Source organism: Gemmatimonadota bacterium (genome assembly GCA_026706845.1).
GTDB lineage: Bacteria > Latescibacterota > UBA2968 > UBA2968 > UBA2968 > VXRD01.
Window position 1 is genome coordinate 15,640 of the sequence record JAPOXY010000073.1, and the last position, 12,617, is coordinate 28,256.

The 12,617-nt window shown below is 51.2% G+C and carries 15 protein-coding genes and 1 tRNA gene; 1 reads left to right on the forward strand and 15 read right to left on the reverse strand.

Going from position 1 to position 12,617, the window contains the following annotated elements; all coding sequences use genetic code 11:
- Position 1: 1 nt before the first annotated feature.
- Positions 2-1,111, reverse strand: coding sequence for a PDDEXK nuclease domain-containing protein (locus OXG87_07110; GenBank protein ID MCY3869312.1), 1,110 nt, complete (start codon positions 1,109-1,111; stop codon positions 2-4).
- 44 nt (positions 1,112-1,155) lie between these two features.
- Positions 1,156-1,629, reverse strand: a complete 474-nt coding sequence (locus OXG87_07115) for a tetratricopeptide repeat protein (protein ID MCY3869313.1) — start codon at positions 1,627-1,629, stop codon at positions 1,156-1,158.
- Between OXG87_07115 and OXG87_07120 the strand changes: the two genes are divergently transcribed.
- Entirely contained in the window at positions 1,571-3,535 is a 1,965-nt protein-coding gene (locus tag OXG87_07120) for a hypothetical protein (GenBank protein ID MCY3869314.1), read from the forward strand. The genes OXG87_07115 and OXG87_07120 overlap by 59 nt on opposite strands.
- Before the next feature lie 52 nt (positions 3,536-3,587).
- Here the strand turns inward: OXG87_07120 and OXG87_07125 are convergent, their stop codons facing one another.
- From OXG87_07125 to rpsP, 13 genes are all read right to left on the reverse strand, one after another.
- Positions 3,588-4,550 (reverse strand): hypothetical protein, encoded by a 963-nt coding sequence (locus OXG87_07125; GenBank protein MCY3869315.1) that lies wholly within the window; start codon positions 4,548-4,550, stop codon positions 3,588-3,590.
- Positions 4,551-4,560: 10 nt separating this feature from the next.
- Positions 4,561-5,283 (reverse strand): sulfotransferase, encoded by a 723-nt coding sequence (locus OXG87_07130; protein ID MCY3869316.1) that lies wholly within the window; start codon positions 5,281-5,283, stop codon positions 4,561-4,563.
- A 12-nt stretch (positions 5,284-5,295) separates the two neighbouring features.
- The gene (locus OXG87_07135) at positions 5,296-6,093 is read right to left on the reverse strand and encodes a sugar phosphate isomerase/epimerase (protein ID MCY3869317.1); all 798 of its coding nucleotides are present in this window, start codon (positions 6,091-6,093) and stop codon (positions 5,296-5,298) included.
- Positions 6,094-6,119: 26 nt separating this feature from the next.
- Positions 6,120-6,635: a L,D-transpeptidase family protein gene (locus OXG87_07140; protein MCY3869318.1), complete on the reverse strand. Its 516-nt coding sequence runs from the start codon at positions 6,633-6,635 to the stop codon at positions 6,120-6,122.
- Positions 6,635-7,834, reverse strand: coding sequence for a serine hydrolase (locus OXG87_07145; protein ID MCY3869319.1), 1,200 nt, complete (start codon positions 7,832-7,834; stop codon positions 6,635-6,637). The genes OXG87_07140 and OXG87_07145 overlap by 1 nt, the downstream gene beginning before the upstream one ends.
- Positions 7,835-7,866: 32 nt before the next feature.
- On the reverse strand, positions 7,867-9,027 hold the full coding sequence (locus OXG87_07150) for a hypothetical protein (protein ID MCY3869320.1): 1,161 nt from the start codon (positions 9,025-9,027) through the stop codon (positions 7,867-7,869).
- 50 nt (positions 9,028-9,077) lie between these two features.
- Positions 9,078-10,229 carry an enolase gene (locus tag OXG87_07155; protein MCY3869321.1) on the reverse strand — a complete coding sequence of 384 codons (1,152 nt, stop codon included), beginning with the start codon at positions 10,227-10,229 and terminating at the stop codon, positions 9,078-9,080.
- A gap of 132 nt (positions 10,230-10,361) precedes the next feature.
- Positions 10,362-10,438, reverse strand: a tRNA-Val gene (locus tag OXG87_07160).
- A gap of 14 nt (positions 10,439-10,452) precedes the next feature.
- A complete protein-coding gene (locus OXG87_07165) occupies positions 10,453-10,716 on the reverse strand; it encodes a hypothetical protein (GenBank protein MCY3869322.1) in 264 nt (87 codons plus the stop codon).
- A gap of 10 nt (positions 10,717-10,726) precedes the next feature.
- Positions 10,727-11,074: a 50S ribosomal protein L19 gene (rplS, locus tag OXG87_07170; protein ID MCY3869323.1), complete on the reverse strand. Its 348-nt coding sequence runs from the start codon at positions 11,072-11,074 to the stop codon at positions 10,727-10,729.
- Positions 11,075-11,118: 44 nt separating this feature from the next.
- The gene (gene trmD, locus OXG87_07175; GenBank protein MCY3869324.1) at positions 11,119-11,784 is read right to left on the reverse strand and encodes a tRNA (guanosine(37)-N1)-methyltransferase TrmD; all 666 of its coding nucleotides are present in this window, start codon (positions 11,782-11,784) and stop codon (positions 11,119-11,121) included.
- A 14-nt stretch (positions 11,785-11,798) separates the two neighbouring features.
- Complete coding sequence (rimM, locus tag OXG87_07180) at positions 11,799-12,305, reverse strand: ribosome maturation factor RimM (protein ID MCY3869325.1); 507 nt, start codon at positions 12,303-12,305, stop codon at positions 11,799-11,801.
- A gap of 3 nt (positions 12,306-12,308) precedes the next feature.
- Positions 12,309-12,611: a 30S ribosomal protein S16 gene (rpsP, locus tag OXG87_07185; protein MCY3869326.1), complete on the reverse strand. Its 303-nt coding sequence runs from the start codon at positions 12,609-12,611 to the stop codon at positions 12,309-12,311.
- Between the last annotated feature and the right edge of the window lie 6 nt (positions 12,612-12,617).

Below are 12,617 nucleotides of genomic sequence, written 5' to 3' on the forward strand. Positions count from 1 at the left end.
CTCATATTCGATTGTTTTCCAAAAGTTCACGTTCACGCGCCAATTCCTTGCGGAGCGTTTCTTCGTCGGGCAGTTCTAATTTATAACGAGAGGCAAAGATGTGTTCAGTCTGTTCGCCCAAGACGTATTTGACAACGGCATCATTCTTATCAGAGCAAAGAATCAACCCGATGGTGGCATTCTCATCTCCTTGGCGCACCTCTTGGTCATAATACCCGACATACATCTGCATTTGCCCGATGTCGCCATGCGTGAGTTTTCGCGTTTTGAGGTCAATAATCACGTAGCACCGGAGTCGAATGTGATAAAACACCAGATCCGGAAAAAAATGATCGCCGTCAAGAGTGATCCGCTTCTGGCGACCTATGAAGGCAAAGCCGCTACCCAATTCGAGAAGAAATTCCTGAAGTGCTCCAATCAAGGCCGATTCCAAATCACTTTCTTGTAGGCGCGGCGATTCTGGCAAATCAAGGAATTCCAGCATGTATGGATCTTTGATTACATCTACCACCTGCGTTTGATTGACTTCAGAACTGGCTTCAATCAACATCCCCGTTTTATCCTGGCTCTTGAGCAGGCGCTCGTAAAAGAGAGAACCCACTTGCCGTTCGAGTTGGCGTACACTCCAACCATTTTCACCAGCTTCTTTCTCGTAGAAAGCTCGAGCTTCGGGCTTCTCCACGCGCATAAGAATGCGGTAGTGCGACCAGCTTAATTTCGGATGAAATTCGAGTCCGGATTGTTTCTGCAGTTCATTTTCTTTTTTTTGGTTTATCGCCAATTTCTTACACGCTGTGTAAGAAATCTGATCCGTCTCTGAGTAGGTGAGATAAAATCGACGAAACAATTGCAGATTCAATTCCGAAAATCCTTTTCCAAATCGTTCAGTCAACTGCTCGGACAGTCTTTGAAGCACTCGTTTTCCATACACCGCACGCGCCTCTCCTTCTTGTAAATCCAGGACGATTTCCCTCCCAATCGCCCAGTAGGCTTGGACCAGTTCCTGATTGGCCGTATGAACAACCCTTGAACGAGCAGATTCGATGATCTGAGCAACGCGCCCAAAAAGTTCCTCTGCAACAGAATCAGCAGATGGTGTCGGGTCTTCCATTTTTTCTCCTCGCGTAAACCTTTTATCATTCTCGCTGGTGTCCGTTACTGTTGCGTCAGCATCGCCGCGATGTCTTCCGGCAACTGCACATCATATTTCTGTTCAAATTCCGCAACATTATTGTGAATTTCACAAAATACCGCGCTAATATCTACGCCCATGTCTCTGGCGATGGTCAGGTTCAATCTGGCGTTATTCCAATTTTTCAAGTGTAACCAAGTTACCCCGCGAATGTTATAGGCTTTGGCATTATTCGGGTTTAGTTCTATGGCCTTGTCCAAGTCCTCTGCTAAATCCGCGGTCCAGATAGTTTCCACCACCGCAATCTCTATTTCCGTCAGTCCGTAATATAATATACCCAGATTTTGAAAGAGTAGTCTTGCCTTTTTTAAATCCCGTCTTATTTTGGATAAAACTTTAAGCGCAGGATTTTGGGCAATCTTACAAAAAGGGTTGGGTTTGAAGATTACTGTTCTATCAAAAGTGACGCGGCGGTCGCTTGTAATCGGTCTGGCCATGGCGGCGTGGGTCAATTTTTGGCCTGTGTACGCGAGTCTGGTGCTGCATTCCACACGCGCCGACCACGCGCATTTGTCCGTGGCTCTGCTCATTCCGTATTTGTTTTTGCTGGTGGGCAATCTGTTTCTGGGACAGCGCGGTTTGTCGCCATCTGAACTGCTGGTGGTGTGTTGCATAGGCATAGTGGCTGCGTGTATGCAGGGTGAGTGGTTGTCGAATTATTTTCTCGAAGCGCTTACTATGCCGCACTATTTTGCGTCGGCAGAGAACCGGTGGGGCGAGTTGCTGTTGCCGCATTTGCCGGGATGGGCTGTGGTCAATGATCGTGCGGCTGTGACGCATTTTTATGAGGGACTCCCGCCCGGGGAGGGATTTCCGTGGCGTTTGTGGATTGCCCCGCTGTTCTGGTGGGGCACTTTTTTGGGTGCTATACTGGGTGTCAATCTCTGCTTGAGTGTGATTTTGCGAAAGCAGTGGATGGCGCACGAGCGGCTGGCTTTTCCCGTGGCGCGCGCGCTTTTGGAACTGACGGGTGTGTCTGGGACACACGGTACGCTTTCATCTCTGGTGCGATCGCGTTTTTTTTTGGTGGGATTTTCGGTTACCTTTCTGCTTATTTGCTGGTTTATACTCACCTGGTTTTATGTGGCTGTGCCGCCGCCGCCCATTTTGAGTGGAAATTTTGCGTCTAAAGTGTTGCCACTTGCGCGGGGTTTTCCGCCTTTTCAGTTGCGCTTCAGTATTTTGACACTGGTGTTTGGCTATTTCACGAATCTGGAAGTGCTGTTTTCTATCTGGTTTTTTCACGTGCTGGCTATTGTGCAGGCCGGGGTGTTTAATCGGATTGGTCTGGAAGTGGGTAGCGTGGATCCGTGGGGGTCTTTTCACGCGGCGGTGGGATGGCAGAGTTTTGGGGGGATGATCGTCTTTGTCGGCTGGGGCATGTGGATTGCGCGGTCGCATTTGCGGGATGTTTTTCGCAAAGCGTTCTGGGGCGATGATCGCGTGGATGATACCGGGGAGTTGATGTCGTATCGGACGGCTGTGTGGGTGATGCTGGGTTGTTCTGCATATCTTTTGTTGTGGTTGAAAAGTGCGGGTATGGCCTGGGGACCCATTTTGGCATTTTATTTTGCCACACTGGTCTTGTATTTGGGATTGGCGCGAATTATGGTGGAGAGCGGGCTTATTTTTTTGCGGGGACCGATCACGGCGCAGGCTTTTACCTGGCATTTGTTCGGCGTTTTGGGCATGGGACCGGGCAGTGCGGTGATTTTGACGCTGACCAATGCGTTTGCCTGCGATGCCAAGACGTTTGCGATGACGCCTATGGCGCATGTGCCGAGGTTGGGGATGGCGATAAATCGCAGGTTGCGCAAAGTGCTCGCGCCGGGTTTGATGTTGGGGGCGTTGATTGGGGCTGTGACGGCTGTGGGATTTATTTTGTATTACGGTTATTATGTGATGGGGAGTTACAATTTTGGAACTGTGAGTTTCAGGGGTATTGGCGCGCTGAATCTGGCGGGGTTTAACCAGCTCGCTGCAGGGCGCATTCAAGCCGGGACTATGGGTACGAGTTGGAATCGTATCGGTTTTTTGGGGATTGGCGCCGCATTTACGGGTTTGTTGTTTTTCTTGCGGTATCGGTTTCCGGGGTTTCCGCTTCATCCAATTGGGTTTACGATTTCAGCTTCTGCACCGCTTCGCAATACAACGCTGACGATTTTTATGGTTTGGGCTTTGAAGACGATTGTGTTGCGGCTTGGCGGGCTGGAGCGCTATCGCAAGTTGACACCGCTTTTTCTGGGGATGATGGTCGCTTATATGGCGGGTACGGCAATCGGTGTTGTTGTGGATTGGATATGGTTCCACGGGCAGGGGCACATGATCCATGTCGCGTGGTGAGAGGGTGGAGAGACAGAGCGGTGTACAACTGGCCGTATCTCAGGTTAGTCCATCAACTTTCGGTTGTGATTAGCCGATATAAATTTGGAATCGTCTCCCGATGGTCGCCCTGGATATAATAGCTTTCGCCGCCGTCGCGCACGGTGCGAACGAGGATGGTTTTGAAGGGGCGATAGTAGTAGCGGGGGTCGGTTTTGGGAGCTTCGGTGTCGAGGTCGTCGCCGAGGGGGATGAGGTCGAAGACTGCCGTGGTGAATCTGGCGATGCTGCGATTTTCCTGGCGGGCGACATTGCGGGCCATGGCGAGGGCTTTGAGATAGACTTCAGGTCCCATGATGGCCGTGCCGATGTTGAGGAGGACGCCGCCTTCGAGGTGGGAGATGGATTCTGTGAAAATTAAGAAGTCGGTATAGGTGCTTGCGCCAATTGCGGCACCGTCGCAGTTGGGGTGTTCGTGGACGATGTCATAACCGATGCTGACGTGTGTGGTGATGGGGATATTGAGTCGGACTGCAGCGGCAAAAATGCTGATGTCTTTGTGTGGGTAATTGCTTTCGAGGATGTCGCGCCCAACGGCTTCGCCCAGTCCAATGCCTTTTTGCGCCGCTGTTTGGGCAATGAGGTTGAGGTCGCCGGTTTCGGTCCACAGTCCAAATTCTCCGGTGCGGATATATCTACCCACGCTTTCGGTGGTTGCGCCGATGCGGGCAAATTCGTAGTCGTGAATGGCACAGGCGCCATTGCCCGCAATATGGGTGATGAGGCCGCGTTCCATCAGGTCGATGAGGTAGCGCGCAGCACCGGCGCGAATGACGTGGGCGCCGATCATGAAGATGACCGCACAATTGTTTTGTCTGGCGCGTACAATGCGATCTGCGACAATGGGAAGGTTGGGGTTGTCAAAGGGAGGTATTGGCGCATTGAGGTCGGGTATTTGATCGACGGAGAGGTCGTGTTCCCGCTGGTTGAGGGGGCGGAGTTTGAGTTTGAAGCGGTCAAAGGTTTTGTAGGGCATGTTCGCGGTTCTAAATGTATTGATATGCTTTCATGGCGGGATGCAAAAATTCAAAATTATGGACGCCATCATCGGTTTTCCATCTGCCTACGGAATCGGGGCGTACGATTACTTTGCCCAATGGAAATCCGAGGAATGCCTCTACCCGCGCAAATGTCTCATCCTGATTTAATATCGCGTCCTCAAATCGCACGGTGATACAGTGTTTGGGTACGGGTGTGGATTTCATGATTTCGTACTGATATAACCAGGAAATCGCCCGCCGTTCGCGTATGTCGTCTGTGTGCGGATATTGAATATCGAAGTCGCGCAGATCATCTGTTTTGTGCCCACTTAAGATGCAGTCGCGGGGATCGCGTACCCAGTGAATGTATTTGGCATCGGGAAACATGCGCACAATCCACGGATAGACGAGTGTGGTTTCGGGTAATTTCCATCCGTAGTTCTCGTACCGATTTCTGGGGGGAAGCACGTCTTGCAAATAGGTTTCGACGAGGTGGATAAATTCGGGGTCGATGTCCATGGTGTGCAGGTCATCAAAATCCCACGATAACCCGCCATTCCATTTCACGTATTTTGCCATTACGCGGCATGCATCGTACAGCGCCTGGGGAGGCATTTTATCGCCCGATGCATTGATCAAGCGTCCCATGTACATACCGCTGGCATAGAGCGTGTGGGAGATCAACCGCGTGCCCGAATGCCCACGTCCGATAACTGTGACTAACGACAATGTTCTACCTCCTTATAGCTTTTTTTCAAACTCGTTTTTTATGCGAATTTTGTCGGCTGCATTTCCAAAGCCCAGACTGAACCATCCTTCGTATCCCATGGCGTTTAAGCGTTTGAAAAGTGCGTCAAAATCGATTGTGCCTTCTCCCGGTACCAGGTGTATTTCGTAATCGCCATTGTTGTCATTGATGCGTACCTGGCCAATGTTATCTACGCCAAAGGCATCGAGAAATCCAGCCCAGCCTTCGGGTACGAGATGTCCGTGTGCTATGTTGAAAGCCCACTTGAAGTGATCGGATTGTATGGCATCAAAAAACCATTGCGTCTCTTCGACGTTGTGCGGCAAATAGTGAATTTCGGCGTGTTCGGGTTCCAGGTTGTGATTTTCAAAATAGATCGCGATGTCGGTTTTTTCCGCTCGATGTGCCAGTCGTTTCATGCGTTCTATGGCAGCATCTCGGCGCAAGGCTATATCGCCAAAGTGATAGCCCCCATGGCCGACGATCCAGCCACATCCCAACTGAACTGCCAGATCAAAATTGGCGTTTACATAGACATCGACTGCTTCGGATAAAATTGGGACATATTCGGCATTGTTAATGGCGGATGAGGGATGGATGCCGATTTGTACTGCGTGTTTTTCACACAGATCGCGAATGCGTTTTACGCGCATATTGTCAAAAGAAGCGAGATTATTAGGGGGCATATCGGCCTGAAAGTCGATATAGCGAAATCCATTTTCTGCACCCCATACAATGCCCTCTTCAAGGGGTGTGGATTTATCCATGTTGTATCCAAATCGTCCGCTCACTATTGCCTCCATAAAGTTGATTGTGACTATGGATGGATATCAATTGGCGTTCCATCTTTTACGGAAGCCCAAATTTCATCCATCGCTTCGTTTGATACGGCTATACATCCGTCCGTCCAGTCGCGTCCCAAGAACCAGTATCTATTCCATAGGGAAGCCGTTCTACCAGTTGGGTATCCGTGAACCATGATAGCTCCGCCTGGGTTTACACCAAGGGAGTCTGCGCGTTGTTTGTCAGCTTTGTTTGGATAGGAGATGTGTATAGATAGATAGTATTTGCTGTTGGGGTTGCGCCAGTCCAATATGTAGCGGCCTTCTGGCGTCCGCGAGTCGCCTTCGCGCATTTTATGGCCCTCGGGTGTTTTGCCCAGTGCAATTGGATACTGTTTGAGCACGCTATCGCCCCGACACAATTGCAATACGCGCTTTTTTTTGTACACAACCACGCGATCCACATTGGGTATTTGTTCACCCAAAACAGGTGTTAAAAGAAGGAAAATGATAAATATCTCGATCAATATGGTGAATGGTTTCCGATACATTACTCAATCAATGCCTGGTACACGAGTGTTTTAAATTCAGCGCGAATGCGATAATAGTTTGCGGGCATGAATTGCGTGAGCAATAACCCGACGAGTTCTTCTTCATAATCGATCCAGAACGCTGTTGTTGCCGCACCGCCCCAGCGAAATGTCCCCACACTGCCGGGACCGCCAGCAGCAGCATCGAGTAAAATTGCGCCTCCCAATCCAAAACCTTCACCCGATAGATTTGTCAGCCCCAGAGAGATGGGCATCAGTTCGTCGGGCAAGTGGTTCATTGTCATCAGTTCGACGGTTTTGCGCCCCAGTAGCCGCACGCCTTGAAACACGCCTCCATTGAGCATCATGTGGCAGAAGCGAATATAATCAGAGGCTGTGGAGACCAATCCACCGCCACCGGAATAGAATTTTTGCGGACTGGAAAATTTGCTGGTTGCCGGGTCGTCAATCACGCGAATCCCACCTTCTTGTGCCGGGCCGTAATTTGTCGCAAACCGATGGCCCTGTCCTTCGCGCACCCAAAATTCCGTGTCTTCCATGCCGAGGGGATCTAAAATTCGCTCTCTGAAAAACGCATTGAGGGGCATGCCGGAGATAACTTCGACAAAATGCCCGAGTACATCGGTCGATACGCTGTAACGCCAGGCTGTACCCGGTTGATTCGCCAGGGGTAGCGTTGCCAGTGTTTGTACCATTTCTTTTGTCGAATGGTCTGGCCGATTAATTTTTGCCTGATTATACATTTGTTCGACGGGCGAATTGCCCATAAAGCCATAGGTCATCCCCGATGTGTGGGTCATCAAATGGCGAATCGTGATTTCTCGCTCCAGGTCCTCTGGGGGTATGCCTGTACCGGCGAAGACTTTCACTTTTTTTAATTCTGGAATAAAATCCGATACGGGATCATCCAGTTGAAAAAGCCCCTCTTCATAGAGCATCATGGCCGCGACAGTTGTGATCGGTTTGGTCATTGAATAAATCCGATAAATTGTATCGCGCGTTGTGGGTACTTTTGTGTCTTGTGTTCCGAAACATGAAAAATGCGCGATTTTGCCATGCCTACAGACCATCGTTATAATGCTGACGAGTTTGCCTTCGTCAATATAGCGTTGCATCACGCGATTGATGCGATGCAGACGCGTAGCCGATAGTCCCACATCTTCTGGTGCAACGGTGGGAAGCCCTGGATCACTGTTCAAGATTTACTCCTTTCGCCTAAAGTATGTTTTTCTCAATCCGTTGTCCCGTTCAGTCCATTTACCAGATCCGGTGGTATGGAGGCCACGTGAATCTGGGGCTGTCCGCTCAGGTCGGATGTGAACACCATCCACTGCATATCCGGAGTGGCGTAGGCGTGCGGATGCGCTTTTTTGACGAGAATTGAGGTGCGGGCGTCGCATACGACCGCATTTTTTCCCGTCTGGATGGATCCCAGCAGGAGCTTGCCGGATCCCTGCCAGTCATCGGCAAAAAAGTACTGGCCGCACGGAGATGTCCCCAGGTGATTAAACCGATACCCGCGCGAGACGCTCCGTGGCGGTTCCCCGGCTTTTACGCCCAGCAGATTGCCCTTTTCGGGGGTGTAGTCGCCTTGTGCAAAATACCATTCCTCGGGGCTGTGTAGCCCCCGGGCGTTCGGGGCACGGACTGTGAGCAAGATCTCGTTCGTTCCCGCAATCCAGGCTTCGTGTCCCACGATGCTGGGCGTATAAGGTTCCCCTACCTGCAACCGCGTCACCTTTCCGCTCGGGATGTCCAGGAGAAATTCCGTGGCACCCTGTTCTCCGAAAATTACCGCCCTGGTACCGTCGGGCAGCACTTTGCATCCCCGGTTGTGCTGTACCATAATTTGCTTGCCCCAGGTAGGCTCGAACTGGGTGTGGGGGTTGCAAATATCCGGATCGGTGTGGATGAGATCCCGCGTGCCGGTCTTCAAATCCAGCAGTTCGATCCCGAACATCTGGGGTTCCAGGCTGAGGGTGACGCCATAGGCATAGTAGCGCTCGTCGGGAGACACTGTGTCCATCCCCCGGTGCTGAAAATCTTCGGGAAATTCGAAAATTACCTCCCATTCTCCCGTGGCGAGATCCACCCGCCGCAGTTCCAGGCATTTTCCCTCCTGTACGTGGCGGTAGTAAAAGATCCCGGTGTGGCTCATCCCCGGTGCCCGCAGTCCCTGCCCCAAAACCTCACTCTTCCAGGTCCCGAATTCGCAGATCACATATTCGTTGTAGTTAGAGCTGGATTTCGGATTTTGTCGTTCGTACACAAAAACCCGGGAGTCCGCCGAACAGTAGGGCTGTTCGCAGTAAATATTGGATTTTTCGAGTGGGTCGTCGGTGATCTGATAGACGACAGCGCCGCTTGCATCTTCCTCAAGTATCCTGGCCATAGCTGGTCTCCTTTTCTATCGTCCTCCTGGTTCCGGTGGCCAACGTCCTGTTATGGGTCAATCAGATTGTCGTTAATATAGTCCCAGTTGAAATCAAATCCCAGACCTGGTAGCTGAGGGAGGATGACATTGCCGTCATCATCCAGGGGATCGACAATGGAATTCAAATAGGGGGGTGGGGTTTCGTAGTCGAAGTCGGGACGCAAGAGGCCGCGTTCATAGTATTCACAGGTTGCTTCTGTTGTTGCGCCCAGGATTTGCATGTTTGCCCATCCGCCATAGTGCATTTCACACTGAATGCCGAAGGCCTGGGCTATGTTGACCATTTTGTAGCATCCCGTGATGCCGCCATAGTTTTGATCGATGCGCAGCATGTCGGATGCGCCCTGAAGCACCCATTCGGCGCGTGTGAAGACGCCACCGGGAATGTGTTCTGGCGAGAGTATGGCGATGTCCAGTTCGCGGGTCAATCGTCGGTATGCTTCTGTTCGCGTTTCGACCATGGGGTGTTCGAGCCAGTAGTAATTCAGTTTTTCCAGTTCGCGACCGACCCACAGCGATTGCTCTAAAGTGTAAACGCCAAAGGGGTCTAACATCAAGACCATGTCGTCGCCGACGGCTTCGCGCACGGCTTTGCATACTTCTATGTCTTCTTTGGGAAATCCGGGTACCTGTGGGGCAGGTTCCCAGGTGTGTGGGTTCCAGCAGATGTACGCGTGAACTTTGTATGCTTTGTATCCCTGTTTTTTGCATTCGAGCGCATGTTCGGCATAATCTTCTGGTTTGCCTATGTTGGGATAGGTGCTGGCGTATGCTTTGACTTTGTCGCGCGCACCGCCGAGGATCTTGTGTACGGGCAGGTCAACCATTCTGCCCAGCAGGTCCCAGAGGGCGCAATCGACTGCACCCATAACATGCTCGGGCAAGCTGTGACCGAAGGTGACGAGTTGGTCCATCCAGTTCCAGATTTTTTCACGCGCAAGAGGATCTTCGCCGATCAACATGCGCTTGATCGGACCTTCGAGATATCGCCGATCGCCACCAACCATATATCCTTCGATCCCTTCATCAGCTACAATTTTGAAGATTGAGCTTGCCGACTCTTTTTGCTCTTCTCCCCAGATGCCGTAGCCCCACTTACTCGGTCGAGACCTGCCGCCTGGCGTGCGGAATGTAATCACTTCGATGTCTGTAATTTTCATGGGGTCCTCAATTCAAAAGACGGAAAGGAATACAGATTACTCGCGATGTTTCAAATTAGCTTCTTATACGGAAAAATCAAGCCTTAACAAAAAAAGACTTACAAGAATTCTTGCAAGCCTTTTTTAAGTTTATGGTGGGCGATACTGGATTCGAACCAGTGACCTCCTGCTTGTAAGGCAGGCGCTCTAACCAACTGAGCTAACCGCCCGGATAGTGTTAAATCTATCTCACATCGGTTGATGGCTCCTCTTCTTTATTGCCACTGAGCAGGACTATTGGGATCAATACGCAGTAACCGAGTACGAGCAGCAGCGGGGCAAGCGTGAGCGACATAAAGCCATCGACTGGCGGTAGCGAGAGAAAAACATAGCCCAGTGCAATGGTGGCAAGTGCAAGCCCAAAAAGCCACATATTCCGTTCTGAATAGGGCAATTTTGGCCGGGGTTTGTTGGGGGTGCGGCGTTGTCGCGCTCGGCGAGGAGGCATAATAGAATTCCTATCGACGTTCTGCAATGCGGGCAGCACGACCGCGCAGGTTGCGCAGGTAATAAATTTTTGATCGCCGCACTTTACCGCGACGCAGTACTTCAATTTTGGCTATGCGAGGTGTGTGCAGTGGAAAGATGCGCTCTACCCCAACGCCACCCGTGCTAATTTTGCGAACCGTAAATGTCGCGTGAATACCCGGTCCTCGACGCTGGATGACCACACCCTCAAAAAGCTGGATGCGTTCTTTTTCTCCTTCTACCACGCGGACGTGTACGCGCACGGTATCGCCGGCTTCAAACGCGGGTATATCATCGCGCAGGTGTGCTTCGGAAACAGATTTCAAAATGGCATCCATGATTTACATACTCCTGAAAAAAATTAAAGTTCAAACAAAGTTGGCTATTCCAACAGATCGGGGCGTCGCTCAAGCGTGCGTTGTCGCGCGTTTTCCCGTCGCCATTGGGCGACTTTTTTGTGATCTCCACTGAGCAATGCGTCTGGCACGGTCAAGCCTTCAAATTCACGAGGGCGGGTGTACCACGCACAATCCAACAGGCCATTTTGAAACGAGTCTTCAAGTGCTGACTCGGCATTGCCAATGGTACCGGGAATTAACCGGATTAATGCATCGATCAGAATGAGGGCGGGCAGTTCGCCGCCGCTGAGCACATAATCGCCGATTGAGATTTCATCATCGACATAGTTTTCGCGGACGCGCTCATCAATGCCGCGATAATGACCGCACAATAATACCAGATGGTCCGACAAAGACAATTCATTGGCCACAGATTGCGTAAATTGCCGTCCTTCAGGCGTGAGAAAAATCACGCGGCCACCTGTGGGGAGTGCCTCTATCGCGCGTGCAATGGGTTCGGGTTTGAAGATCATCCCCGCGCCACCGCCATAAGGCGTATCGTCGATTGTTTTGTGCTTGTCGTGTGCGTGGTCTCGAAGGTCGTGCGCCAAAATGTCGATCAATCCCGCATCAATGGCGCGTCGCGGGATACTGTACTTGAGCGCATCCCGAATCAGATCGGGAAAAATTGTGATCACGTCTATTCGCATCACAGAAGGTCGTCCTACAAAAGCCCTTCGATTTCCTGCACGATAATTTTGCCGGCTTTTTGGTCCACGTGGACAATCTCGCGCACGGCCGGGATCAATACGTCTTCGCCGTTGCGATCCACCACATACACATCGTTGGCCGGATACGACAGGACTTCTACGACATGTCCCACCATGGTGCCCGATGCTGTTTCAACTGGTAGTCCCTCGAGTTCAAAAACGTAAAACGAATCGTCGGGCAAGGGATGCACGGCATCGCGGGGCACCAGAATAAAGTGTTCGCGCAATCGTCCCACATTCTCAGGGGTGTCAATGTCTTGAAATTTGATTGCCAGGCGCGAACCATAAGCGCGTACATAAGCCACGTTTAATGCAGAATATGTGCCATCGGGGGCTTCAACGCGCACAGAATCCAGATCGTGAAATCGTTGCGGAAAATCGGTCAGCGGTAGCAGAAAAGCTTCACCCCGAATGCCCCGGGGTTTCATAATTTTGCCAATCGTGACGAAATCCGGCTCCAAGACTCATTCCTCAGATGCGGCATCTGACTCAGCATCGGCAGGTTGTGCGTCCTCATCCTGAGTTTTTGAGAGTAGGCCCTTTTGGCGAAATAAACTGAGTACTGTATCGGAGGGCTGTGCGCCCACGCCCAACCAGTACCTTATGCGGTCTTCTTTTAACTCGATAATCTGGGGATCTTTTGTCGGATTATAATGCCCCAAAACTTCGATGAACCGTCCGTCGCGAGGTGAGGAGGCATCAGCCGCTACCACGCGGAAGAACGGCGCTTTTTTTGCGCCCATACGACGTAAGCGAAGTCGAACCAAATCAAA

Coding starts and splice junctions, on each gene's coding strand:
- rplS (MCY3869323.1), bottom strand. CDS start 11,074: ATGGATGCCATTTTGAAATCTGTTTCCGAAGCACACCTGCGCGATGAT.
- OXG87_07155 (MCY3869321.1), bottom strand. CDS start 10,229: ATGAAAATTACAGACATCGAAGTGATTACATTCCGCACGCCAGGCGGC.
- OXG87_07110 (MCY3869312.1), bottom strand. CDS start 1,111: ATGGAAGACCCGACACCATCTGCTGATTCTGTTGCAGAGGAACTTTTT.
- OXG87_07150 (MCY3869320.1), bottom strand. CDS start 9,027: ATGGCCAGGATACTTGAGGAAGATGCAAGCGGCGCTGTCGTCTATCAG.
- OXG87_07165 (MCY3869322.1), bottom strand. CDS start 10,716: ATGCCTCCTCGCCGAGCGCGACAACGCCGCACCCCCAACAAACCCCGG.
- OXG87_07115 (MCY3869313.1), bottom strand. CDS start 1,629: ATGGCCAGACCGATTACAAGCGACCGCCGCGTCACTTTTGATAGAACA.
- trmD (MCY3869324.1), bottom strand. CDS start 11,784: ATGCGAATAGACGTGATCACAATTTTTCCCGATCTGATTCGGGATGCG.
- OXG87_07140 (MCY3869318.1), bottom strand. CDS start 6,635: ATGTATCGGAAACCATTCACCATATTGATCGAGATATTTATCATTTTC.
- OXG87_07125 (MCY3869315.1), bottom strand. CDS start 4,550: ATGCCCTACAAAACCTTTGACCGCTTCAAACTCAAACTCCGCCCCCTC.